Origin of the sequence: Nocardioides kongjuensis, from assembly GCF_013409625.1 — a bacterium.
Taxonomy (GTDB): domain Bacteria; phylum Actinomycetota; class Actinomycetes; order Propionibacteriales; family Nocardioidaceae; genus Nocardioides; species Nocardioides kongjuensis.
Genome location: NZ_JACCBF010000001.1, coordinates 5,245,358 through 5,267,881, shown reverse-complemented (window position 1 = coordinate 5,267,881; position 22,524 = coordinate 5,245,358). Strand labels below are relative to the sequence as shown.

At 71.9% G+C, this 22,524-nt stretch carries 24 protein-coding genes, 1 pseudogene and 1 riboswitch; of the genes and pseudogenes, 8 read left to right on the top strand and 17 right to left on the bottom strand.

The window, feature by feature from the left end; all coding sequences use genetic code 11:
* Positions 1-4: 4 nt before the first annotated feature.
* The 3 genes from BJ958_RS25310 to BJ958_RS25300 are packed head-to-tail and all read right to left on the bottom strand — an operon-like array spanning position 5 to position 3,109.
* Complete coding sequence (locus BJ958_RS25310; protein ID WP_179729535.1) at positions 5-838, bottom strand: carbohydrate ABC transporter permease; 834 nt, start codon at positions 836-838, stop codon at positions 5-7.
* 1 nt (position 839) lies between these two features.
* The gene (locus BJ958_RS25305; RefSeq protein WP_343052799.1) at positions 840-1,766 is read right to left on the bottom strand and encodes a carbohydrate ABC transporter permease; all 927 of its coding nucleotides are present in this window, start codon (positions 1,764-1,766) and stop codon (positions 840-842) included.
* A 5-nt stretch (positions 1,767-1,771) separates the two neighbouring features.
* Positions 1,772-3,109, bottom strand: a complete 1,338-nt coding sequence (locus tag BJ958_RS25300; RefSeq protein WP_179729534.1) for an extracellular solute-binding protein — start codon at positions 3,107-3,109, stop codon at positions 1,772-1,774.
* A gap of 164 nt (positions 3,110-3,273) precedes the next feature.
* On the opposite strand from BJ958_RS25300, the gene BJ958_RS25295 reads away from it, so the two are divergent.
* On the top strand, positions 3,274-4,464 hold the full coding sequence (locus BJ958_RS25295; protein ID WP_179729533.1) for a DUF4032 domain-containing protein: 1,191 nt from the start codon (positions 3,274-3,276) through the stop codon (positions 4,462-4,464).
* A gap of 99 nt (positions 4,465-4,563) precedes the next feature.
* Here the strand turns inward: BJ958_RS25295 and BJ958_RS25290 are convergent, their stop codons facing one another.
* Positions 4,564-5,565, bottom strand: a complete 1,002-nt coding sequence (locus BJ958_RS25290) for an asparaginase (protein WP_179729532.1) — start codon at positions 5,563-5,565, stop codon at positions 4,564-4,566.
* A gap of 49 nt (positions 5,566-5,614) precedes the next feature.
* Between BJ958_RS25290 and BJ958_RS25285 the strand changes: the two genes are divergently transcribed.
* Positions 5,615-6,283: a YdeI/OmpD-associated family protein gene (locus BJ958_RS25285; RefSeq protein WP_179729531.1), complete on the top strand. Its 669-nt coding sequence runs from the start codon at positions 5,615-5,617 to the stop codon at positions 6,281-6,283.
* Here the strand turns inward: BJ958_RS25285 and BJ958_RS25280 are convergent.
* On the bottom strand, positions 6,207-6,983 hold the full coding sequence (locus BJ958_RS25280; protein WP_179729530.1) for a MerR family transcriptional regulator: 777 nt from the start codon (positions 6,981-6,983) through the stop codon (positions 6,207-6,209). The two genes, BJ958_RS25285 and BJ958_RS25280, sit on opposite strands and share 77 nt — an antisense overlap.
* Before the next feature lie 20 nt (positions 6,984-7,003).
* Here BJ958_RS25280 and BJ958_RS25275 point away from each other — a divergent pair, with 20 nt between their 5' ends.
* Positions 7,004-7,483, top strand: a complete 480-nt coding sequence (locus BJ958_RS25275; protein WP_218865968.1) for a DUF6194 family protein — start codon at positions 7,004-7,006, stop codon at positions 7,481-7,483.
* A 42-nt stretch (positions 7,484-7,525) separates the two neighbouring features.
* Here BJ958_RS25275 and BJ958_RS25270 read toward each other — a convergent pair whose 3' ends face one another.
* From BJ958_RS25270 to BJ958_RS25225, 10 genes and pseudogenes are all read right to left on the bottom strand, one after another.
* The gene (locus BJ958_RS25270) at positions 7,526-7,996 is read right to left on the bottom strand and encodes an HNH endonuclease signature motif containing protein (protein WP_179729529.1); all 471 of its coding nucleotides are present in this window, start codon (positions 7,994-7,996) and stop codon (positions 7,526-7,528) included.
* A gap of 151 nt (positions 7,997-8,147) precedes the next feature.
* Positions 8,148-8,579, bottom strand: a pseudogene (locus tag BJ958_RS29375) (DUF222 domain-containing protein); the annotation flags it as partial.
* A gap of 524 nt (positions 8,580-9,103) precedes the next feature.
* Positions 9,104-10,777 carry a phosphomethylpyrimidine synthase ThiC gene (gene thiC, locus BJ958_RS25260; RefSeq protein ID WP_179729527.1) on the bottom strand — a complete coding sequence of 558 codons (1,674 nt, stop codon included), beginning with the start codon at positions 10,775-10,777 and terminating at the stop codon, positions 9,104-9,106.
* Positions 10,774-11,457: a bifunctional hydroxymethylpyrimidine kinase/phosphomethylpyrimidine kinase gene (locus BJ958_RS25255; RefSeq protein ID WP_179729526.1), complete on the bottom strand. Its 684-nt coding sequence runs from the start codon at positions 11,455-11,457 to the stop codon at positions 10,774-10,776. Before BJ958_RS25255 ends, thiC begins: the two co-directional genes overlap by 4 nt.
* The gene (locus BJ958_RS25250) at positions 11,454-12,014 is read right to left on the bottom strand and encodes a thiamine phosphate synthase (RefSeq protein WP_179729525.1); all 561 of its coding nucleotides are present in this window, start codon (positions 12,012-12,014) and stop codon (positions 11,454-11,456) included. The genes BJ958_RS25255 and BJ958_RS25250 overlap by 4 nt, the downstream gene beginning before the upstream one ends.
* Positions 12,011-12,775 (bottom strand): thiazole synthase, encoded by a 765-nt coding sequence (locus BJ958_RS25245; RefSeq protein WP_179729524.1) that lies wholly within the window; start codon positions 12,773-12,775, stop codon positions 12,011-12,013. Before BJ958_RS25245 ends, BJ958_RS25250 begins: the two co-directional genes overlap by 4 nt.
* Positions 12,776-12,837: 62 nt before the next feature.
* Positions 12,838-13,035, bottom strand: coding sequence for a sulfur carrier protein ThiS (gene thiS, locus BJ958_RS25240; protein ID WP_179729523.1), 198 nt, complete (start codon positions 13,033-13,035; stop codon positions 12,838-12,840).
* Positions 13,032-14,030 carry an FAD-dependent oxidoreductase gene (locus BJ958_RS25235; protein ID WP_179729522.1) on the bottom strand — a complete coding sequence of 333 codons (999 nt, stop codon included), beginning with the start codon at positions 14,028-14,030 and terminating at the stop codon, positions 13,032-13,034. Before BJ958_RS25235 ends, thiS begins: the two co-directional genes overlap by 4 nt.
* A gap of 10 nt (positions 14,031-14,040) precedes the next feature.
* Entirely contained in the window at positions 14,041-14,631 is a 591-nt protein-coding gene (thiE, locus tag BJ958_RS25230; protein ID WP_179729521.1) for a thiamine phosphate synthase, read from the bottom strand.
* Positions 14,622-14,731, bottom strand: a riboswitch (TPP riboswitch). It overlaps the preceding gene by 10 nt.
* Positions 14,697-15,806, bottom strand: coding sequence for an NAD(P)-binding domain-containing protein (locus BJ958_RS25225; RefSeq protein WP_179729520.1), 1,110 nt, complete (start codon positions 15,804-15,806; stop codon positions 14,697-14,699). (Overlaps the previous riboswitch by 35 nt.)
* 177 nt (positions 15,807-15,983) lie before the next feature.
* On the opposite strand from BJ958_RS25225, the gene BJ958_RS25220 reads away from it, so the two are divergent.
* The 5 genes from BJ958_RS25220 to BJ958_RS25200 all read left to right on the top strand — a co-directional run bounded on the left by BJ958_RS25220 (position 15,984) and on the right by BJ958_RS25200 (position 21,211).
* Positions 15,984-17,294, top strand: a complete 1,311-nt coding sequence (locus BJ958_RS25220) for a choice-of-anchor P family protein (protein ID WP_179729519.1) — start codon at positions 15,984-15,986, stop codon at positions 17,292-17,294.
* An 89-nt stretch (positions 17,295-17,383) separates the two neighbouring features.
* On the top strand, positions 17,384-19,072 hold the full coding sequence (locus BJ958_RS25215; protein ID WP_273520342.1) for a FumA C-terminus/TtdB family hydratase beta subunit: 1,689 nt from the start codon (positions 17,384-17,386) through the stop codon (positions 19,070-19,072).
* Between the two features lie 39 nt (positions 19,073-19,111).
* Positions 19,112-19,477, top strand: coding sequence for a hypothetical protein (locus tag BJ958_RS25210; RefSeq protein ID WP_179729518.1), 366 nt, complete (start codon positions 19,112-19,114; stop codon positions 19,475-19,477).
* 38 nt (positions 19,478-19,515) lie between these two features.
* On the top strand, positions 19,516-19,788 hold the full coding sequence (locus BJ958_RS25205) for a TFIIB-type zinc ribbon-containing protein (protein ID WP_179729517.1): 273 nt from the start codon (positions 19,516-19,518) through the stop codon (positions 19,786-19,788).
* 34 nt (positions 19,789-19,822) lie between these two features.
* The gene (locus tag BJ958_RS25200) at positions 19,823-21,211 is read left to right on the top strand and encodes an aspartate ammonia-lyase (protein WP_179729516.1); all 1,389 of its coding nucleotides are present in this window, start codon (positions 19,823-19,825) and stop codon (positions 21,209-21,211) included.
* Positions 21,212-21,221: 10 nt separating this feature from the next.
* Here BJ958_RS25200 and BJ958_RS25195 read toward each other — a convergent pair whose 3' ends face one another.
* Both BJ958_RS25195 and BJ958_RS25190 read right to left on the bottom strand, forming a co-directional pair.
* Positions 21,222-21,533, bottom strand: coding sequence for a GlsB/YeaQ/YmgE family stress response membrane protein (locus BJ958_RS25195; protein WP_179729515.1), 312 nt, complete (start codon positions 21,531-21,533; stop codon positions 21,222-21,224).
* Positions 21,534-21,780: 247 nt separating this feature from the next.
* On the bottom strand, positions 21,781-22,443 hold the full coding sequence (locus tag BJ958_RS25190) for an aggregation-promoting factor C-terminal-like domain-containing protein (protein ID WP_179729514.1): 663 nt from the start codon (positions 22,441-22,443) through the stop codon (positions 21,781-21,783).
* Positions 22,444-22,524 lie beyond the last annotated feature (81 nt).

The window sequence follows — 22,524 nt, the reverse complement described above, 5'->3', positions numbered from 1 at the left end:
TGGTTCACCCCTTCACGGCGCCGGAGGTCAGGCCGGCGACGATCTTGCGCTGGAAGATCAGGACGATGACGACGATCGGGATGGTCGCGATGACCGCTCCCGCGGCGAGCAGCGAGGCCGGCCGGTTGAACGGGTCGGAGCCGACGAAGAAGGACAACGACGCCGGGATGGGGCGGGCGTTCTCGGTCGAGGTGAGCGAGATGCCGAACACGAAGTCGTTCCACGCGAAGAAGAAGGTGAGGATCGCGGCCGTGAAGACGCCGGGTGCGGCGAGCGGCACGATCACCTTGCGGAACGCCTGCCACGACGTCGCCCCGTCGACCTGCGCCGCCTGCTCCATCTCCCACGGGATCTCACGGAAGAAGGCCGACAGGGTCCAGATCGCCAGCGGCAGCGTGAACGACATGTACGGGATGATCAGGCCCGGCCAGGTGTCGTAGAGCCCGATCGCCCGCCACATGTCGAAGAGCGGACCGACCAGGGACACCACCGGGAACATGGCGATCGCCAGCGCGATCGTGAGCACCGCCTTCTTGCCGCGGAACTCCAGCCGGGCGATGGCGTAGGCCGCCAGCGTGGCCACGATCACCGAGAGCAGCGTGGCGATCAGGCTGATGCCGATCGAGTTGGCGATCGCCCGGCGGAACTGGTCGTTGTCCCACACCGCGCGGTAGTTGTCCCAGCCCGCTCCCCCGCCGTCGGAGGGGAAGAAGCCCGGGCTGCCGTTGGTGATCGCGGCCTCCGACTTGAACGACAGCGAGATGATCCAGGCCACCGGGAGCAGGCACCAGGCCATGATCAGCAGGCACCCGACGACGAGACCGATCCGGTTCTTCATGTCATGCCTCCTGCCGGGCCTGGGCCAGGTCGACGCGGAAGACCTTCACGATCGCGAACGCCACCACGAGCACCGACAAGAACAGCAGCACCGACAGGGCGGAGCCCATGCCGAGCTGGAACTGCTCGATGGTCTGGCGGTAGGTGAGGAAGCTGATCGACTCGGTCTTCTGCGCGCCCGCGGTCATCACGAAGATGTTGTCGAAGATCCGGTAGGCGTCGAGCGCACGGAACAGGACGGCCACCATGATCGCGGCCCGCATGTTCGGGAGGATCACCTTGAACAGTCGCTGCCACGAGGTGGCGCCGTCGACCTTGGCCGCCTCGATCATGTCCTCGCTGACCTGTGCGAGACCGGCCAGCAGGAGCAGGGACATGAACGGCGTGGTCTTCCAGATCTCCGAGACCATGATCGCGACCACCGCCGAGCCGGTCTGCCCGAACCAGTTGAAGTCGTCGCCGACGAACGGCAGCCACCCGTTGACGAAGCCGTTCTGGAACGAGAAGGCGAACTGCCACGCGAAGCCCGAGACCACGGTGATGATGCCGTACGGGATCAGGATCGAGGTGCGGATGACGCCGCGCGCGAAGATCACCCGGTGCATCACCAGGGCGAACGCGAAGCCGATCACCAGCTCGATCGCCACCGTGACCACCATGTAGAGCACCGTCACGCCGGTGGTCTGCCAGAACAGCGGGTCGGTGAGGGCCGTGAGGTAGTTGCCGACCCCGACGAAGTCGCGTTCGTCGGGTGCGGTCAGGGCGTAGTCGAAGGTCGACAGGTAGAGCGCCCGCAGCATCGGGAACGCCGTCACCAGCAGCATCAGCACGATCGCCGGCGCCACCAGCTTCTGGCCGAGACGGGTCTCCGCGCGGGCGCGGTCGCTGGCGACCGGCTTGGCCGTCGCGGGCTTCACGGGTGCGGTCACGGTGGTCACAGCAACGACTTCCCTTCCAGCACGTCCTCCAGGTAGGTCGCCGAGTCCTTCGGCGTGCTGCCGGGTTCGACCGAGGTGGGCGAGTGCCACCGGGCCTGGATGGCGCCGGAGATCATCGCGTAGAAGGCGCTCTTGGGCCGCGGGCCGCCCTCGTCGACGCTGGTGCGGAACAGCTCGATCAGGTCGGCCGGGTAGTCCCCGCTGGCCGAGACCTTGTCGTAGGCCGCATTGGTCGACGGCATCAGTCCGTTGTCGAGCGCGAGGTCGACCTGCGCCTGCTCGGAGGTGATGCAGCGAGCCGCCTCCATCGCGAAGTCGGGGTGCTCGCTGTAGGCGCCGACCCCGATGTCGATGCCGCCGATCGGCGGCTTCGACGCCTCGCCCTCGACGGTCGCGGGGTAGCGGGCCCAGCCCAGGTCGGCGAACTGCTCGTCGGTGAGGCCGGAGCCGACCTGACCCTCGTAGTTCTTGTAGACGAACGTCCAGTTGACCATGAACTCACCGGCTCCGCTCTCGGGGAACATCTGCCCGAGGCTGGTGCCCTCGTTGGAGACCGTGAAGTCCGGCTGGGCGGCCTTCGAGTCGGCGAGCTCCTTGATGATCTCGGCGGCCTTGCGCCCGGCGTCGGAGCCGATGTCGACCTTGGCGTCGCGGCCTGCCTCGGTGTCGGAGACGATGTCGCCGCCGGCGCCCTGGACGAGCGCGTTGATCCACACGACGTACGCCTCGTACTTGTTGGCCTGGACGCCGACCGTGCCGTCGTGGTCGGCCGCCGCCTTGATCACCTGGTCCCACGTGACCGGCTGGGTCATGTCGAGGCCGGCGGCCTGCGCGAGCGACTTGCGGTACCAGAGCACCTGGGTGTTGGCCCACAGCGGGATCGCGAACACCTTGTCGTCCCACGTGACCGTCTCGGCGGCGCCGGAGAGGTAGTCGCCGTCACCCTCGACGCTGCTGGTGATCGAGTCCGCGAGGTCGCCCTCGACCTCCTGCAGCCAGCCGGCGTTGGCGAACTCGGCGACGAAGACCGGGTCGAGGTTCATCAGGTCGGTCGAGGAGTCCTCGGCCGCGAGCCGTCGCGCGAGCTGGGTGCGCTGGTCGGTGGCGCCGTTGGGGAGCAGCTGCACCGCGATGTCGTACTGGTCGGTGCTGCACGACTTCGCGTACTTCTGGAAGGTGTCGACCCCGTCGGGGTTGACGTACCAGTTCAGCGTCGGCTTCCCGGAGCCACCGCAGGCCGTCAGGCTGCCGGCTGCGAGGGCAGCGACGGCAGCGAGCGCAGCGCGGCGTCGATGTCGGGAACGTCGTCCCCGCGGGTCGTTGGTCGATCTCATCGCCCTGGTCACCCCTCCCGAGGATGTGGCGTGCGTCACTCAGTAGTACCCCTACGTCGCGGACTTTGTCCACGGCCAGGTGCTACCCCGATGCCCACCCGGCAGGGCAGCGGTGCCCGCTCGGGGCGGGTTCAGACGTGGTGGAGCTGGCGTAGGTTGGCGCCATGGCGCTGCACGTCGTCGCCGCTCGCACCGACCCGGCCCTGTTCCGGCTGCCGTGGTCGCGACCGCTGGCGGACTGGGAGGACTGGTACGTCGTGCCGCTGCCCCTCGGCCTGTCCCGCCACGTCGTCCGGGTGGTCCAGGTGAACCGCCAGTTCCTCGCGGTGAAGGAGACCGAGGAGGCGATCGCCCTGCGGGAGTACGACCTGCTGCGAGACCTCCAACGGCTCGACCAGCCGGCCGTCGTACCGCGGGGCGTGGTGACCGGACGCACGGGCGCCGGCGGCGAACCGCTGCCCGCGGCGCTGCTCACCGAGCACCTGCACTACTCACTCCCCTACCGCACCGTCTTCCAGCACGGGCTGCGCGCCGAGCAGGTCCCGGCCCTCGTCGACGCCCTCGTCGTGCTGCTGGTCCGGCTCCACCTGGCGGGCTTCTTCTGGGGCGACGTGTCGCTCTCGAACGCCCTCTTCCGCCGCAGCGCCGGCGGCTTCGCGGCCTACCTCGTCGACGCCGAGACCGGCGAGCTGCGCTCGTCGATCTCGGACGCGATGCGCGAGCAGGACGTCAACGTCGGCGTCGAGAACATCTTCGCCGAGCTGATGGACCTCCAGGCCAGCGGCGACACGGACATCGACGTCGACGGGTTCGCGATCGTCGACCAGCTCGCCGAGCGCTACCACGCGCTGTGGGACGAGCTCACCGCCGCCGAGGAGTTCGGCGCCGACGAGTGGTACCGCGTCGAGCAGCGGATCGCGCGCCTCAACGACCTCGGCTTCGACGTCGACGAGCTCGACGTGCGCACCGAGTCGGACCGGGTCCGGATCCAGCCCAAGGTCGTCGAGGCCGGTCACCACCGGCGCGAGCTGCGCGAGCTGACCGGCCTGGTGGCCGAGGACAGCCAGGCCCGCAAGCTGCTCAACGACCTCGCGGCGTTCACCGCCCACGGCGGGTACGAGGACCAGGACCGCGAGGCCGTCGCCCGACGCTGGCTCGCGAACGTCTACACGCCGATCGTCGACCTGCTGCCGCCGGAGATGCGCCGCACCATCTCGGCACCGGAGTACTTCCACGAGGTGATGGAGCACCGCTGGGCACTCTCCGATGCCGCCGGGCACGAGGTCGACATCCACGACTCCGCGCGCGACTACGTCGCCAACGTGCTCCCGCACCGCCCGCCTGACACTCTGTGATCTGGGCTCGCTCCGCTCCGTCCAGGCAACGCGGCGCGCGCGACGAGACTCAGCCGGGCGTGATGCCTCAGCGCAGCGCACCGGGCTGAAGGGGTTGCCTCACGGCCGACCGCGGAGCTCGAACTCGGCCGCCACGTCCGCCCGGGCGAGCGGCCCCCGCAGGGCCAGCGCCCACAGCAGCAGCCGCGCCTTGACCGGCGAGAGCCAGCCGGCGCCGACGGCTCCCCGGGCGAGCAGGTCGATCTCGGAGCCCGGGTAGCCGTACATCGCCCTTCCGGTGGGGCCCGAACCGGTGCGGGAGGCGAAGACGACCGGGACCTGGCGGGCGAGCCGACCGACCGCCTCGGCCATCCGCGCGGACACGTGCCCGGCGCCGAAGCCTGCGATCACGACGCCGTCGACGTCCTCGGCCCGGATCGCGTCGAGGACGTACCCGTCGTCACCGAGGTAGGTCGCCACGAGCGGCACCCGCGGGTCGCGTGCCTCCTGCCCCGGCGCGAGCCGCAGCGCGGGCACCCGGCCCGGCGGTACGCCGTACACGACCTCGCCCTCGACGCAGCGCCCGATCGGGCCGAACACCGCCGAGCGGAAGGCACTGGTCGACATCGAGTCGGTCTTGGCGACCCAGCGGGCCTGGTGCAGCTCGTCGTCGAACGCGACGAGCACGCCGCGCTCCCGCGAGTCCGACGCGAGGGCGCAGCGCACGGCCGTCAACAGGTTCGCAGGGCCGTCGGCGCCGGCGGCCTGCGGCGAGCGCATCGCGCCGGTGACCACGAGCGGCTCGGGGCGCTCCCAGAAGAGGTCGAGCAGGTACGCCGACTCCTCGAGGGTGTCGGTCCCCTGGGTGACCACGACGCCCCGCGCACCGGCGTCGACCGCGGCCTGCGCCCAGGCCAGGGTGCGCACGACGGTCGGTTCGTCGAGCGACGGGCTCGGCAGCGAGGCGAGCGTCTCCGCACGCACCGTCGCCGTCTCCTCGAGCCCGGGGACGGCCGCGGCGAGGGCCGCCGCGGACAGCGTCGGCACCACCTCGGTGCCGTCCTTCGACGTGGACGCGATCGTGCCGCCGAGCGCGCCGATCGCCACGGTGGGAAGGGTCATGTGCCCAGCATTCCGCACCGCTGTCGGTCGACGGTGGCAGGCTCGTCGCATGGCACGTGACACGACCCCCGGGCGGATGGGCGGCAGCCCCGAGCGGCCGGCCCGCTTCTTCGCCGACGCCGCCGAGTTCGGCGCATGGCTGGCGGCGCACCACGACACGGAGACCGAGCTGTGGATGGGCCTGTACAAGAAGCACGTGCCCGAGCGTGGCCTCACCTGGGCGGACGCCGTCCCCGAGGCGCTGTGCTGGGGATGGATCGACTCGGTCGCCCAGCGCATCGACGAGGACGCCACCCGTCAGCGCTGGACCCCACGCAAGAAGACCAGCAACTGGAGCAAGGTCAACATCGACCTCGTCGAGAAGCTGCGCGCCGAGGGCCGGATGCAGCCCTCCGGGCTGGCGATCTTCGAGGCGCGACGCCGCGACGTCGCCCCCTACACCCACGAGGCCGACCCCGGACTGGCCCTGCCGCCGGCCTATGCCGCGCAGCTCGCCGCCTCCCCCGCCGCCACCGCGTTCTGGGAGGCCGCGACCAACACCTACCGCCGGATCTGCATGAACTGGGTGGTCACCGCCAAGCAGGAGGCGACCCGCGACCGGCGGATGGCCCAGCTGGTCGACGACTCGGCGGCGGGCCGGCTCATCCCGAGCCAGCGCTACGGCGAGATCCCGAAGTGGGTCGAGCGGGCCGCGGCTGCGGCGGCCGCGGCGCGCTGACCATCTCGGCGAGCACGGCTCCGGCGCGCATCAGGGCCAGCACCCGCTGGGCGATCGTGGCCAGCCTCGCGTCAAGCGTCGTCAGCGACCGGGCGGTGTCGCCGAGCTCACGCACCGCGCCGATCGCCGACCGCACCTCCGGGACCCGGTAGCCGGCGGCGCGGAGTGCGACGACGATCCGTGCCTCCCGTACGGCGCTCACCGGGTAGCGACGGGCGGCGCCGGCCGGGGTCGCGATCCGCTCAGGCGCGAGCAGGCCTTCGCGCTCCCAGAACCGCAAGGTCGACGCGCGGACCCCGAGGGCGTCGGACAGCTCGGTGATCGTCATCGAGTCGGCCGCGACCGGCGGAGCCTCCGTGCACGCTTCGGCGCTGACCGCGACCAGGGCCGCCCGGGCCGCGAGCGCCTGCTCCCTCTCGGCACCGAGCCCGGCATGCAACGAGCCCACCAGCGCGGTCGCGTCCTCGACCGCCAGGGCGCGCAGGTCGCGCATCGCCCGGCGGGCGACGACCGGTCCGACGGCCAGCGCCAGGTCGCGATAGGCGACGAGGTCGCGGACGTGGACGGCGGAGAACTGCCGGTAGCCGCTGGGCGTCCGCGGCGCGGGCGGGATCACCCCCAGCGCCTCCAGGTTGCGCACCTGCTGGGGCGAGTAGCCGGTCGCAGCGGCGACCTCCGCGGTCGAACCCTCCACAAGCACTTCAACTCCACACTCGAACCATGACCACAGACCCGAGTATGGAGCAGGTCCTCGCCACGATCCGGTCGTTCCCCGACGTCCTGGAGCTCGCACCGACCGCCGGCAGCGCGTATCCCGAGATCGCCTGGGGCGACCACTTCTTCTACTGCGCACCCGACGGCGAGGTGCCGGCAAACGAGCAGCCCTACGCCACGATCGTGACCAAGGACTACCCCGACGACACGGCCAGCCACCTGGCCGCGCCAGGACGATGGCGGCTCAACATCCACGTCGGGAGGATCCGGTACGTCGAGCTGCTGGGCGAGGACCCGGAGGCGCAGGCCGAGGAGGAGATCGACCTCGCCGCCACCGACACCCTGCTCCCCCACCCTTCGTACGGCGCTCAGGGCTGGGTGGCGATCGTCAGTCCCGGACCGGAGACCCTGGCTCCGGCGCTGCTCCTGCTGCGCGAGGCGCACGAGGCTGCTCGGCAGCGCCGGTCTCGGCGACGACGCGCCTGAACCCCGCAGGCACAGGGTCCTGCGGGGTGCGGGGCGGGGTCGCTACTCGTCGGGCGGGTGCACCGGGTGGGTGCCGCGGTGGTCGACCCGGAACCGGTAGCCGCTCGGGCTGGTCCACACGTAGGACCCGGGCATCGGGGTCTCGTAACGCCAGGCTGAGTGGGTCTTCGCGCGATGGTGCCGCCGGCAGAGTGGGACCAGGTTGCACGGACAGGTCGGCCCGCCCCGGTCGTGGGGCTGGTGGTGGTCGATGTCGCACCGGGTCGCGGGACGGGTGCAGTGGGGGAACCGGCAGGTGTGGTCCCGCAACGCGACCCGCGTCTTGTGGCGGTCGGGGATCTCGTAGGCGGTGACGGGGACGTGGTCGGCCAGGTCGATCACCGGCCGGACGATCACGGTGGTGTGCCGGGCCCGCAGCCACTCCTTGATCTGGGCGGTGGTGACGGGGCAGCGGCCCTCGTCCCACCGCCCGACCGGGTTCCGGCCAGCAAGGGTGGTGTCGGTGACGTGCACGTTGAGCACGACTTTGCGGCCGGGGACGGTCGCGACGACCTTCCCCGGTGGCGGGGTCCGGGACCAGCAGGTCCAGGGCCAGGTCCTGACGGGCGAGCTCGGCAGCGGCCTTCGACCGGCGCACGTCCAACGAGCTCTCGTCACCCAACCGACTGAGCACCTCGGCCCGGCGGCCGACGGCTTGGTCGAGGTCGTGGCCGTCGGCGGCATCCATCAGCCCGTCGAGGTGCACGAGCCCGTGCTCGTCGACGTCATCGATGTCGAAGTGGCGGTGGTCGGCGGCCTTCTGGCGGTCGGCCTCGGCGCGTTCGGGGTCGTAGCGGAGCACGGCTTCGGCGACGAGGCGCTCGAGCTGGGCCCACCCGATGCCGGAGGCGTTCCACAGCTGCCGGTCCACGAACCCCGCGGCCTCAGCCGACAGGCTGCGGGTGAGGTCCGCGATCCGCTCAGCACGCCACGGCGCCAACCGCCCCGTCACCACGGCCTCGTAGACGTTGGGCAGCCGCCAGGCGCACTCGATGACCCGTCCGACATAGGCCTTGCCACCGTCGGGGGTGCGGCCGAGGACCGCGACGAGCTCCATCAACGCGAACTCGCTGACCAGCGGGGCGCCGGGTCCGGCGATGGGGACGCCGGTGTCGAGGTAGCCCTCGGTGATCGTCGCCGCACCCTCGGGTCCGGTGACGACGTGGTCGCTCGCCCAGGCCGTGATGTCCTGCCACTCCTCGATGACGAGGGTGTTGCGGGAGCGGATCCGGTCGCCCACCCGCGACAGCAGAGCTGCTGTCGAACGGGGCCGGGTTCCGAGATCCATGACTGAATTCTCCCACCCACCCCCGACAGAAGCGAACGTTCAGAACCCGCCTGGGGACAGGGGAAACTCGATTCCCGGGGTGTGGAGAACCGACGTCACCGACCGTCACGAATGTGACCTCGGGACCGCAAGCCGACCGCGGAACCCAGCCACCTCCCCACCCTTCTCGTCACTGCCCTTTCGGAACGAACCCGGCTACGCAACCGAAGGCCCGAGCACAGTCCCCGCAGCACGAAGCCGGCGGTCTCGAGCCTCGGCCGCGGGCGACGCTCACACGCCCACCACCGTCGCCCTCACACCCCCGACGGCTCGACGTACACCGACGCGCCCATCTCGATGAACTCCGCGGACTTCTGCGCCATCCCGTCCGTGGCGAACCGCTCCCGCACGTCCTGGCTGATCCGCATCGAGCAGAACTTCGGACCGCACATGGAGCAGAAGTGGGCGGTCTTGGCGTTCTCGGCGGGCAGCGTCTCGTCGTGGAAGGACTCGGCGGTGACGGGGTCGAGGGACAGCGCGAACTGGTCGTGCCAGCGGAACTCGAAGCGGGCCTTGGAGAGCGCGTCGTCCCAGTCCCGGGCGCCGGGGTGGCCCTTCGCGATGTCGGCGGCGTGGGCGGCGAGCTTGTAGGTGATCACGCCGGTCTTCACGTCGTCGCGGTTGGGCAGGCCCAGGTGCTCCTTGGGCGTGACGTAGCAGAGCATCGCGGTGCCGTGCATCGCGATCGTGGCCGCACCGATGGCGGAGGTGATGTGGTCGTAGCCCGGCGCGATGTCGGTCGCCAGCGGACCGAGCGTGTAGAACGGCGCGCCGTGGCACCACTCCTGCTGCAGCCGGACGTTCTCCTCGACCAGGTCGAGCGGCACGTGGCCGGGGCCCTCGACCATGACCTGGACGTCGTGCTCCCAGGCCCGCGACGTCAGCTCGGCGAGTGTGCGCAGCTCGGAGAGCTGGGCCTCGTCGTTGGCATCGGCGGTCGCGCCCGGGCGCAGCCCGTCGCCGAGCGAGAACGACACGTCGTACTGCCGGAAGATCTCGCAGAGCTCGTCGAAGTGCGTGTAGAGGAAGTTCTCCTCGTGGTGGGCCAGGCACCAGCCGGCCATGATCGACCCACCACGGCTGACGATCCCGGTGACCCGGTTCGCGGTGAGCGGCACGTAGCGCAGCAGCACTCCGGCGTGGATGGTCATGTAGTCGACGCCCTGCTCGCACTGCTCGATGACGGTGTCGCGGAACACCTCCCAGCTCAGCTTGTCCGCCTCGCCGTTGACCTTCTCCAGCGCCTGGTAGATCGGCACGGTGCCGATCGGGACGGGCGAGTTGCGGATGATCCACTCGCGGGTGGTGTGGATGTCCTCGCCGGTGCTGAGGTCCATCACGGTGTCGGCGCCCCACGTGATCGCGTGGGTGAGCTTGTCGACCTCCTCGGCGATCGACGAGGTGACGGCGGAGTTGCCGATGTTGGCGTTGACCTTCACCAGGAACCGGCGGCCGATGATCATCGGCTCGGACTCGGGGTGGTTGACGTTGGCCGGGATGATCGCCCGGCCGGCGGCGACCTCGCTGCGCACCAGCTCGACGTCGCAGCCCTCCCGGACGGCGACGTACCGCATCTCCTCGGTCACGATCCCCGCACGGGCGTAGGCCATCTGCGTGACGTTCCTGCCCCGCAGCGGGCGCCGCCGCTCACCGCGCCACTCCCCCCGGGCCGCGCCGCGGCGGACCGCCGAGCGGCCGTTGTCGAGGAGCTGCGTCTCGCGGCCGTCGTACGGCGTCACGTCGCCGCGTCCCTCGATCCAGCCGGCGCGCAGCGGCGCCAGCCCGACCTCGGGGTCCGAGCCCGGGCCCTCGGTGCAGTAGCGGTCGAAGGTCTCGCCGTTGGTCAGCGCGACCCGGGTGAAGGGGACGGCCAGGTCATCGGTCCCGTCCGTCTTGAGGATGCGGGTGTGGGCGGGGTGGACGGTCATGCGATCTCTCCTTGCGTGGGGGCGTGGATGTGGGCGACCGGTCCGCGGCCGCGGCCGAGGGTCCAGTCCTTGCCGAGGGTCAGCTGTCCGGTGACGTACGACGCCGCGCCGGCCGCGGCCGTCGCGACGTCGGCTCCGTGGGCGAGGTGGGCGGCGAGCGCGCTGCTGTGGGTGCAGCCGGTGCCGTGGTCGTTGGTGGTCGGAACCCGCCCGCCGCGCGTCACGACGACCCGGGGACCGTCGCCCAGGTCCAGCGCCAGCGCCTCCTCCTCGTTGGGGGTGGCGACGGTGGCGACGGGGAGCAGGTGCTCGCGGTACGCCCGCCGCACGTCGTCGCCGGCCAGCACGGCGCCGGAGGTCGCGACCAGGACGGGGTCGACCACCAGCAGCCGGCCCGCACAGCGCTCGGCGACGAGCCGGACGACCTCGGGCGTCGCCAGCATCCCGGTCTTCACGACCACCGGGTCGAGGTCCTCGAGCACCGCGTCGAGCTGCGCGGCGACGACGTCGTACGGGACCGGGTGGACGGCCCGCACCCCGGTCGTGTCCTGGGCGGTGACGGCGGCGACGACGCACGCTCCGTGCACGCCGAGGGCCGCGAAGGTGGCGAGGTCGGCGGCGATGCCCGCACCCCCGCTCGAGTCGGTGCCGGCGACGGTGACGACGACGGGCGGGGTCATCCCGCCGCCTGCAGCAGCGCGGCGACGACTGCCGACGGGTCGGGCGCGCGCATCACCGCACCCATCACGCCGACGCCCCAGGCACCTGCTGCCCGCGCCGCGGCCGCGTTGGCCGGCGTGATCCCGCCGAGCGCGAACACCGGCAGCGGTGCCTGCGCGAAGGCCGAGGCCGGGAGCGGTGGGCCGTAGCCGGGCTTGCTCTGCGTCGTCGCGTACGGCGACAGCGTGGCCCACCACGCGCCGTCGGCCGCGGCACGCAGCAGGTCGGCGCGGTCGTGGCAGGAGCGTCCCCAGCGGGTGGCGACCTCCGGGAGCGACGCATCGGCCGGCAGGTGCACCCCGCTGCAGCCGGGAACGGCGCGGTGGGCGGCGATCACCTCCAGCCCGCAGGTGCGCGCGTGGTCGGCGATCTTGGCGCGCTCGTCGTCGGGCAGGTCCACCTCGCGCAGCAGCACGGTGGTCAGCCCGCCGTCGGCGGCCGCGGCGAGCACGTCGCGCAGCGAACGGCCGTCCGGGACCTGGGTGCGGTCGGTCAGCACCACGACCCGGCGGGTCACGAGATCAGCCCCAGGACGGGGCTGGAGGCGCGGGCCCCGGCGCGACGCGGGACCCGGCCGGCGCCGTACGCCAGCCGGCCCGCCTCGACCGCCATCCGCAGCGCAGCGGCCATCGCGACCGGGTCGTCGGCGCGGGTCACGGCGGTCGCGGCGAGCACCGCGTCGCAGCCGAGCTCCATGGCCAGCGCGGCGTCGCTCGCCGTGCCCACCCCGGCGTCGAGGACCACGGGTACGTCGACCGCGGCGCGGACCGCAGCGATGGCATGCGGGTTGAGGACGCCCAGGCCCGAGCCGATCGGCGAGCCGAGCGGCATCACCGCGGCACAGCCGGCGTCGACCAGCCGGCGCGCGAGGACGGGGTCGTCGGTCGTGTAGGGCAGCACCACGAACCCGCGCCGGACCAGCTGCTCCGCGGCATCGAGGAGCTCGATCGCGTCGGGCAGCAGGGAGTGCTCGTCGCCGATGACCTCGAGCTTCACCCAGTCGGTGCCGAGCGCCTCGCGGGCGAGCTCGGCGGTCAGCACGGCCTCCCGGGCGGACAGGCAGCCGGCGGTGTTGGGCAGCAGCCGGACGCCCGCAGCGCGCAGGGCCGCGAGCAGTCCACCGTCCGCCAGGGTCGAGGTGCGCCGGATCGAGACCGTCACCAGCCCGGGCTGCGCCGCGGCCAGCACCGGCTCGACGAGCGAGGTGCGCGGCAGGCCGCCCGTGCCGAGGAACAGCCGTGACGAGAGCGACTCGCCTGCGATCGACACGGTGCTCATCCCGGGGTCCCCGACGAGTTGTTCGGGCGAGCGCAGCGGAGGAGAAGAACTCGGTGGGGTGATCATCCGCCCTGCACCGCCGTCACGACCTCGACGACGTCGCCGTCGGCCAGCCGCCACGACGCCCACTCGCCGCGCGGCACGACCTCCTCGTTGACCGCGACCGCGACTCCGTGCGGGCGGGCGTCGCCGAGGCGTCGCTCGAGGAGCTGGGCGACGGTCGCCGCGTCGGCGATCGCCTCTCCGTTGCAGGTGATCATCGTGCTCCTTGCATCGTCCGGCGGGGATCGAGGACGGGGTCGACCCGTCCGGTGTCGAGGTGGTCGGCCACGAGCTGCGCGGTGAGCGGCGCGAGCAGCACGCCGTGCCGGTAGTGACCGGCCGCGAGGACGACGCCGTCGACGCCGCTGGGACCCACCAGCGGCAGCCCGTCGACGGTGGCCGGGCGGTCGCGGGCGGTGCCCTCGACGAGCTCGGCCCGGTCGAGCGCGGGCCACAGCGCCCGCGCGGCCGCCAGCAGCCGCAGCGCCCCGCCGGCGGTCACCACGGGCGGCGCCGCGTGCGCCTCCGACGTGGCGCCCAGCACCACCCGTCCGTCCCCGCGCGGCACCAGGTAGACGGCCTCGCCGCCCACCCAGCCGCGGACGGTACGACGGGGCGGGTCGTCCGAGCGCAGCCGCAGGATCTCGCCGCGGACGCCGGACACGAGGCCGGACCAGGGCTCCGGCAGCGACGAGCCGGTCGCCACCACGGTGACCTCGGCGTCCGGGCGGGGCGCGCCGCGCAGCACCACCCGGTCCAGCAGCGCGTCGCAGACCGCCCGCGGGTCGACGCTCGCCTCGGAAGGCAGCAGCGCGCCGCCGGCGACGCGGGCCAGGGTGGGCTCGGCCGACCGGACCCCGGCCCGGCCGAGCAGCTCCACCGGGTGCCCGTGCCGGTGCAGCAGCGCCGCCTGCCGCTCGACCTGCTGGAGGTCGCCGGCGTCGTACCCGACCAGCAGGGTGCCGCTGCGCCGCAGCGCCACGCCCAGCCGCGCGGCCAACGCCGGCCACAGCCCCAAGGAGGCGACACCGAGACGGAGCAGCTCCTCCTCGCCGTGCCACACCTCGGCCGCCGGGCAGAGCATCCCCGCGGCGGCGTACGACGCCCCGCCGGCCGGCTGGGGGTCGACCACCGCCACGTCGTGGCCGCGGCGTGCCAGCTCCTCGCCGACCGTCAGCCCGACGATCCCCGCGCCCAGCACGTCGACCCGCATCCCGGCCACCTCAGGCCACTGCCGCGACGAGCTCCTTCGCTGCACCCACGGGATCGGGTTGTCGCCAGATCGCGCCGATCACGGCCACCCCTTGGGCCCCGGCGGCCCGCACCTCGCCCGCGGTCGCCGCGGTGATCCCGCCGATCGCGACGAGCGGCAGCGAGCCGGCCGCGTCCGCGACAGCAGGCACACCCAGCGGCAGGGGCAGCCCGGCCTTGGAGGCCGAGGCGAAGACCGGCCCGAAGCCGGCGTAGTCCGCGCCCGCGCCGGCGGCGGTCACGACCTCGGCCCGCGACCGGCAGGTCGCCCCGATCACCAGGCCGGGAGCCAGTCGCCGGGCGTCGGCGACGGCGAGGTCGTCAGCGCCCAGGTGCACACCGTCGGCACCCGCGGCCAGGGCCACGTCGAGCCGGTCGTTGACCACGACCACCGCTCCCGCCGGGCGCACCGCGGCCACCACCGCACGGGTGAGTGCCACCAGCGCTGCGGTGGCCAGGGACTTGTCCCGGACCTGGAAGCCGTCGACACCGGCGTCCGCCAGGGCAGGCAGCAGGGAGAGGTCGTCGCGTTGCGAGACGAGGCAGAAGAGGTGAGGCGTCATCGTTCCGTTCCTTCGCCGGCATGATCCGGATCAGGTGTGACGGTCGGAGCGGCTCCAGCTCCCTCTCAGCCCGCTGCCGCGGACTCCCGTGGGTTGTCGGCCGTGACGTTAGCAGCATCGTGCGACGAGAGGAACCGGCGTACCGCCAGGGCAGCCGCCCGCCCAGCCCGGTTGCCGCCGATCGTGCTCGCGGAGGGGCCGTAGCCGACCAGCTGCACCCGCGGGTCACGGACGGCGGTCGTGGCCGTCTGCACGTCGGCGCCGCTCTGCAGCAGGGCGATCCCGCCGCGCTCGCTGCGCAGGTGCAGCGGCGCGAGGTGGCCGACGGCCGGCCGGAACCCGGTGGCCCACAAGATCACGTCGGCGCGCTCGAAGGACCCGTCGGCCCAGCGCACGCCGTCCGGCTCGATCCGCGCGAACATGTCGCGGCGCCGCTCGTAGACGCCGAGCCGGGCCGCCTCCTGCTCCTGCGGACGCCGGGCCAGCCCGGTGACGCTGACGACGCTCGCGGGCGGCAGTCCCTCGCGGACCCGCTCCTGGACCAGGCCGATCGCGTGCCGACCGACGTTCTCGTCGAAGTCGTCGCGCCACACCGGCGGGCGGCGAGTCACCCACACCACGTCGGTGCGAGGCGCCAGCTCGCCGAGGAACTGGACCGCGGAGGCGCCGCCACCGACCACCACCACCCGCTTGCCGCGGAAGTGCTCCGGGCCCGGGTAGTCGGCCGTGTGCAGCTGCTCCCCCAGGAAGGTCTCGGCCCCCGGGTAGTAGGGCACGAACGGCTGCGTCCAGGTGCCGGTGGCGTTGACCAGGGTCCGCGTGGTCCAGGTCCGTTCGCCGGCGTGGACCACCAGCAGGTCGCCGTCGTCGCTCACCCGGTCGACCCGCACGGGGCGCACGACGGGCAGCCGGTGCTCGTCCTCGTAGCGGCCGAACCACGCCGGCACCACCGTGTTGGCCCGTTCCCGCGAGCCACCGGGCGCCGGCGCGTCGGGCAGGTCGGCCACGCCGTGCACGTCGTGCATCGACAGCGAGTCCCACCGGTGCTGCCAGGCGCCACCCGGCCGGTCGTTGCCGTCGAGCACGACGTGGTCGATGCCCAGCCGGGTCAGGTGGAAGGACGCCGAGAGGCCGGCCTGGCCGGCCCCGATGACCACCGCGTCGTACACGTGCACGAGGTCGAAAACGTCGGTTCCGGCCCAGATATGCCCCGGGCCGTGCCATTGTGAGTGATTCTTCGTTAAATCTCTCGGGAAACCGGTCCTCGGCTCGCTCGGCGTGCCCTGGTGATGGTTTGCTTGGGGGGCTCGACACAACACAAGCAGTCAACACACGGATGGGAATGGGGTCCCGTGAACGTGCGGAAGTTCGCCTCTTTTGTCGCCTTCGCCCTGGCGGGTGCAGGTCTTGTCGCCGTTCCGGCACCTGCGGCCCACGCCGCCGACCCGGTCTACTGGTCCTACGCAGCCAGCACGGGTGCGACGTACGTCAAGGTCCTGGACGGTGTCGTCCAGTCCGACCTGACCGCCCAGTCGGGCGTCACCGGGGGCGCGAAGTCCAGCAGCTCCAAGAACAGCACCGCTGCGGTCAACGTGCTGAACCTCGCCCAGCTCGGCGCCGTGGAGACCAAGACCGACGCCGTCGTCTCGCAGGTCCTCGGGCAGCCGCAGACCACGCTGAAGTCGTGGGCACGGGTGGCCAACGTCAGCCTGCTCGGCGGCCTGATCACCGCTGACGCGCTTGAGACCGACGTGACCACCACCGGTCGCGCCGACGGCAACGGCTCGTACACCGCCAACAGCAAGCTGGCGAACATCAAGATCGCCGGCGTCAAGCTGCCGCTGAACATCCCCAAGAACTACGCCGTCACCATCCCCGGCGTCGCCAGCGTGACCCTCAACTACACGCTGCACGGCAAGTACGACCAGGACGAGGGCGACCTGATCGGCACCATGGGCTGGGCCGTCGGCGTCACCCTGCTGCAGCCGCTCGGCGGCTACTCCGCCGGCGTCACGCTGCTGGTCAACCCGGTCAACCAGTACCTCTCCGAGGTCTCGCCGTCCTCCGGCGCCTCCTTCGGCGGCACCGCCTACGGCTCGCGGATCCAGGCCCACGTCGGCGACGACATCACCGTGGTCAGCGACCCGACCGCCCGCGTCGGCACGCCGGTCGGCGGCAGCAACGGCCGCACGCTGACCAACTCGACCCTCTCGGTCAAGGTCCCCGGCATCCTCACCACCGGTGCGATCACCTCGACCACGACGTCGAAGAAGGACGCCTTCGGCAACGGCGAGATCACCAACACCAACCGCACCGCGGGCATCAACCTGCTCGGCGGCCTGGTGAAGGCCACCGCCGTGAAGGTCACCGCCTCCGGCAAGCTGCAGGACGGCGCCTACACCGGCAGCATGAAGATGGAGCTGGTCAACCTCGTCATCGCGGGCCAGACGATCCCGATCGACGTGTCGCCCAACACCATCCTCAACATCGCCGGTCTCGGCCAGGTCGCGCTCAACCTGCAGCAGACCAGCACCGCCGGCGCCTTCCAGAACGCCATCACGGCGGTCCGGATCACGCTCGACACCGCACAGGCCGGTCTCCCGGTCGGTGCGGTCATCGAGCTGGGTGTGGCCTACACGGCCATCGCCCCGCCGGCTGCCTGAGCAACCCGCAGCACCTGCCCGAGGGGCCGGTCCGCCAGCAGGCGGGCCGGCCCCTCGGCGGTTCCCGCAGCGGGATATCCTCGGTAGCCGTGGCTGAAGCTGAGTTCCGTTACTCCGACCTCCTCCCGACCGGCAAGGACGACACCCCCTACCGGTTGATCACGACGGAGGGAGTCGAGACCGTCGAAGGCCCCGACGGGCGCACCTTCCTCAAGGTCTCCCCCGAGGCGATCCAGCAGCTGACCGCCGAGGCGATGCACGACATCAGCCACTACCTGCGGCCCGCGCACCTCAGGCAGCTGCGCAAGATCATCGACGACCCCGAGGCGTCCGGCAACGACCGCTTCGTCGCCCTCGACCTGCTCAAGAACGTCAACATCTCCGCCGGTGGCGTGCTGCCGATGTGCCAGGACACCGGCACCGCGATCGTGATGGGCAAGAAGTCCGAGGGCGTGCTGACCGGCACCGACGACGCCGAGTGGATCTCACGCGGTGTGTACGACGCCTACACGAAGCTCAACCTGCGCTACAGCCAGCTCGCGCCCCTGACGACGTACGACGAGAAGAACACCGGGACCAACCTGCCGGCCCAGATCGAGCTCTACTCCACGACGCAGGGCGAGAAGGGCCCGGAGTACAAGTTCCTGTTCATGGCCAAGGGCGGCGGCTCGGCCAACAAGTCGTTCCTGTTCCAGGAGACGAAGGCGATCCTCAACCCGAAGCGGATGCTGGAGTTCCTCGACGAGAAGATCCGCTCGCTCGGGACGGCCGCCTGCCCGCCGTACCACCTCGCCGTGGTCATCGGCGGCACCAGCGCGGAGTTCGCGCTGAAGACCGCGAAGTACGCCAGCGCGCACTACCTCGACAACCTCCCGACCGAGGGCTCGATGGACGCCCACGGCTTCCGCGACCTCGAGCTGGAGGAGGAGGTCTTCAAGCTGACCCAGTCCTTCGGCATCGGCGCGCAGTTCGGCGGCAAGTACTTCTGCCACGACGTCCGCGTGGTGCGTCTCCCCCGGCACGGCGCCTCCTGCCCCGTCGCGATCGCCGTCTCCTGCTCCGCCGACCGCCAGGCACTCGGCAAGATCACGTCCGAGGGCGTCTTCCTCGAGCAGCTCGAGACCGACCCGGCGCAGTACATGCCCGACGCCGGTGTCGCCGAGGACATCTCCGGCGGCGAGGTCGTCAAGGTCGACCTCAACCAGCCGATGAGCGAGATCCTCGCCCAGCTCTCGTCGTACCCGGTCAAGACGCGGCTCTCCCTCACCGGCCCGCTCGTCGTGGCCCGCGACATCGCGCACGCCAAGATCCAGGAGCGCCTCGACGCCGGCGAGGAGATGCCCGACTACCTGAAGAACCACCCGGTCTACTACGCCGGCCCGGCCAAGACCCCCGAGGGCATGGCGTCCGGCTCCTTCGGCCCGACCACGGCCGGCCGGATGGACTCCTACGTGAAGTCGTTCCAGGCCGCCGGCGGCTCGATGGTCATGCTCGCCAAGGGCAACCGCTCCAAGCAGGTCACCGAGGCGTGCAACGAGTACGGCGGCTTCTACCTCGGCTCGATCGGCGGCCCGGCCGCGCGCCTGGCCCAGGACTGCATCAAGAGCCAGGAGGTCATCGAGTACCCCGAGCTCGGCATGGAGGCGGTCTGGAAGATCGAGGTCGAGGACTTCCCCGCCTTCATCGTGGTCGACGACAAGGGCAACGACTTCTTCACCGACCCGAGCGGCGCCGTCACGGTGCCGATCTCGGGGATCCGGGTCCGCTCGGCGCAGTGACCCCCGGGTGGGCGCGGCCGGTCCGGGTACGGCCCGGGCATGGCCGTGACCGCATTCCAGGACCTGCCCCTCGCTGACCGCGACCGCGCGTGGGACGGCGACGCCGCCGAGAAGCGCGTGCGCCGCTGGGCCGGCGCCGAGGACGAGCCGAACGAGAAGTACCGCGACGCCCACGTCTGGTACGACGCCGACGAGAAGGACAACTTCACGGCGTACAAGCTGCTCGTCGCCGACGTGGTGGACGACCGGCTGGTCGCCGTACCGCGGGGCGTGATGGCGGCCGGCAACGTCCTGCAGGGCGCTCGTGGCGGCGTCGACCTCCCGGACAAGGACGTGAATCGGGTCAGGAGCCACCTGGCCAAGTACTACCGCAAGATGGGCGACACCGCGCCCTGGGACGACTGAACCGGGAACCTCGCACCGTCCCCGTCCGTTCACCGGGCATGCGCTGCCCCATCGACGAGTCCACGCTGGTGATGAGCGAGCGGAACGGCATCGAGATCGACTACTGCCCCCAGTGCCGGGGCGTGTGGCTCGACCGCGGCGAGCTCGACAAGATCATCGACCGCTCCGTCGGCATGCCGCAGCCGGCTGCTCAGCCGCAGGCACCGCGCGCCCCGCAGTACGACGAATACCGCGCGCCGCAGCAGCGCTACGACGACAAGCACTACAAGAAGCGCAAGCGCGAGTCCTGGCTCAGCGAGCTCTTCGACTGACGACGGCGGTTCCGCGGGTGCGTAGGCTCGTCACGTGAGCGACGCAGCCTTCCGCACCGAGCACGACTCCATGGGCGAGGTCCTCGTCCCAGCCGCCGCCCTGTGGCGGGCGCAGACCCAGCGGGCGGTCGAGAACTTCCCCATCAGCGGTACGCCGATCGAGCCGGCGCTGATCCATGCGCTGGGTCACGTCAAGGCGGCGGCCGCGCGCGCGAACCTCGCCCTCGGCGTCCTCGACCCCGAGGTGGCGACCGCGATCACGGCCGCGGCGCAGGCCGTCGCCGCGGGCGGGTACGACGACCAGTTCCCGATCGACGTCTTCCAGACCGGGTCGGGCACCAGCTCCAACATGAACGCCAACGAGGTGATCGCCTCGCTGTGCGCCCGCGAGGGCGTCACGGCGCACCCCAACGACCACGTCAACGCCAGCCAGTCGAGCAACGACACCTTCCCGACGGCCATCCACGTCGCTGCCGCGCTGGCGGTCGCCGACGAGCTGGTCCCGGCCCTCGAGCGGCTCACGGCCTCGCTGGCCACGAAGTCGGCGGAGTTCCACGGACTGGTGAAGTCCGGCCGGACGCACCTGATGGACGCCACCCCGGTCACCCTCGGCCAGGAGCTCGGCGGCTACGCCGCCACGGTCCGGTACGGCGTGGAGCGGCTCGTCGGCGTGCTCCCCCGGGTGCGCGAGCTCCCCCTCGGCGGCACGGCGGTCGGCACGGGCATCAACACCCCCCACGGCTTCGCCGACGCGGCGATCACGGCGCTGAGCGAGGCGACCGGCCAGGACTTCACCGAGGCCCGCAACCACTTCGAGGCCCAGGGCACCCGCGACTCCCTCGTCGAGCTGAGCGGCGTGCTGAAGACGATCGCGGTCGGCCTGACCAAGATCTGCAACGACCTGCGCTGGATGGGCTCCGGACCGACCACCGGCCTCGCCGAGATCCACCTGCCCGACCTGCAGCCGGGCTCCTCGATCATGCCGGGCAAGGTGAACCCGGTGCTGCCGGAGGCGACGCTGATGGTCTGCATGCAGGTGATCGGCAACGACGCTGCGGTCACTGCCGCGGGCGCGAGCGGGAGCTTCGAGCTCAACGTCGCCATGCCGGTCCTGGCCCGCAACGTGCTCGAGTCGATCCGCCTGCTCGCCAACGCCTCCGTCACGCTGGCCGAGCGGTGCATCGACGGCATCACGGCCGACGCCGACCGCATGCTGCGCTACGCCGCGTCCTCACCCTCGGTCGTCACACCGCTCAACAAGCACATCGGCTACGAGGCGGCGGCCAAGGTCGCCAAGCAGGCGCTCGCCACCGGCGGCACGATCCGCGAGACCGTGCTGGCGATGGGGTACGTCGACCGCGGCGAGCTGACCCTCGAGGAGCTGGACGCCGCACTCGACCTGGCGTCCATGACCCACCCCTGAGCGGCGCGCCTCAGGAGCGCTTGCGCCCCGTGACGGCTGCGGCGACGATCACCGCGACCGCCGCCACCACGACCTGCCACAGGTGCCGCATCCAGTCGATGCCGTTGGTCGCGTTGTCCCACGTGGCCTCGTGCCCGTCGAACGAGCCGTTGTCGTGACCGGCGATGCCCCAGTAGAGGAAGCTGCCGACGAGCATGCCGACGATGCCGCACAGCACGGTCAGCCAGAACGGGAACTTGGTGCGGTCGCCCGGCGCCACGGCCTTGCCGATGACTCCGATGATCGCGCCACCGACGATCGTCACGATGATGGTCCACAGCATGGCGGGCTCCTCACGTCGCACGGGACACCCGAGTCCCGTCCCTGGGGGCATCATGCACCCGTCGAGCGGTCAGGCTGCGGACGGCGGCCAGCTCGGACCCCGGCGTGGCGTGATGCGCGCTCGCGCCCCGGCGCGACGTTCCCGCCGTGCCGCCGGCTTGCCGCCACGCGGACGACACTCCTACGGAAGCCAACCGCGTGCGCGGCAGCGCGGCGCGAGGCACGAGCGACGCGCTCGCGCCATCGGCTCAGTACCAGCCGTGAGACTCCGAGTGGCCCCAGGCGCCGCAGGGGCTGCCGTAGCGGGACTTGATGTAGCCGAGGCCCCAGCGGATCTGGGTCTCCGCGTTGTGCGCCCAGTCGGGGCCGGCGGAGGACATCTTGGAGCCGGGGAGGGCCTGCGGGATGCCGTAGGCGCTCGAGCTGGGGTTGTCGGCGTTGACCCGCCAGTTGGACTCACGGGTCCACAGCGAGTCGAGGCAGCCGAACTGGCTCGAGGAGAACCCGAACTCACCGAGCAGGGCCCGGGCGATGTCGCGGGGGTCGGAGTCGGACAGCTCGCGGCTGTCGGTCATCGCCGCCGTGCGGGAGCCGGCGAGGTCGATCGACTTGGCGGGCACGGCCTCGGGCCGGCGGTCGTCGCGGGAGATGACGGGCTCACGACGCTCGGTGGTGTCGGTCGGCAGCGCGCTGGCACCCACGTTGGTGAAGGCGTCGACGTCGGCAGCACCCGCGGCAGCCGGGGTGGCCTGCTGGCCCGCCATGCCCGCGGCGACCGAGACACCCGTGACCGCGACCGCGACCGACGAGAGGACGACGACGTTGCGGGCGGCCTTACGGGGCGCGTGTGCGATGTGGGCGTGCTTCGGCGCACCGCGGTGCTTGGGCGCCGGCTTCGCGTGTTTCGACAAGTGCTCGTATTCAGGCTCGACTGCATGGGGGGAGGCCACCGCCCGATCGGGCCCGACTTCGCTGTCGTCACCGCCAGCGGC

Coding starts and splice junctions, on each gene's coding strand:
- thiS (WP_179729523.1), bottom strand. CDS start 13,035: ATGATCACCTGCAACGGAGAGGCGATCGCCGACGCGGCGACCGTCGCC.
- BJ958_RS25255 (WP_179729526.1), bottom strand. CDS start 11,457: ATGACCCCGCCCGTCGTCGTCACCGTCGCCGGCACCGACTCGAGCGGG.
- BJ958_RS25205 (WP_179729517.1), top strand. CDS start 19,516: ATGCGCTGCCCCATCGACGAGTCCACGCTGGTGATGAGCGAGCGGAAC.
- BJ958_RS25300 (WP_179729534.1), bottom strand. CDS start 3,109: ATGAGATCGACCAACGACCCGCGGGGACGACGTTCCCGACATCGACGC.
- BJ958_RS25195 (WP_179729515.1), bottom strand. CDS start 21,533: ATGCTGTGGACCATCATCGTGACGATCGTCGGTGGCGCGATCATCGGA.
- BJ958_RS25275 (WP_218865968.1), top strand. CDS start 7,004: ATGACCACAGACCCGAGTATGGAGCAGGTCCTCGCCACGATCCGGTCG.
- BJ958_RS25310 (WP_179729535.1), bottom strand. CDS start 838: ATGAAGAACCGGATCGGTCTCGTCGTCGGGTGCCTGCTGATCATGGCC.
- thiE (WP_179729521.1), bottom strand. CDS start 14,631: ATGACGCCTCACCTCTTCTGCCTCGTCTCGCAACGCGACGACCTCTCC.
- BJ958_RS25290 (WP_179729532.1), bottom strand. CDS start 5,565: ATGACCCTTCCCACCGTGGCGATCGGCGCGCTCGGCGGCACGATCGCG.
- BJ958_RS25295 (WP_179729533.1), top strand. CDS start 3,274: ATGGCGCTGCACGTCGTCGCCGCTCGCACCGACCCGGCCCTGTTCCGG.
- thiC (WP_179729527.1), bottom strand. CDS start 10,777: ATGACCGTCCACCCCGCCCACACCCGCATCCTCAAGACGGACGGGACC.
- BJ958_RS25210 (WP_179729518.1), top strand. CDS start 19,112: ATGGCCGTGACCGCATTCCAGGACCTGCCCCTCGCTGACCGCGACCGC.
- BJ958_RS25245 (WP_179729524.1), bottom strand. CDS start 12,775: ATGAGCACCGTGTCGATCGCAGGCGAGTCGCTCTCGTCACGGCTGTTC.
- BJ958_RS25235 (WP_179729522.1), bottom strand. CDS start 14,030: ATGCGGGTCGACGTGCTGGGCGCGGGGATCGTCGGGCTGACGGTCGGC.
- BJ958_RS25285 (WP_179729531.1), top strand. CDS start 5,615: ATGGCACGTGACACGACCCCCGGGCGGATGGGCGGCAGCCCCGAGCGG.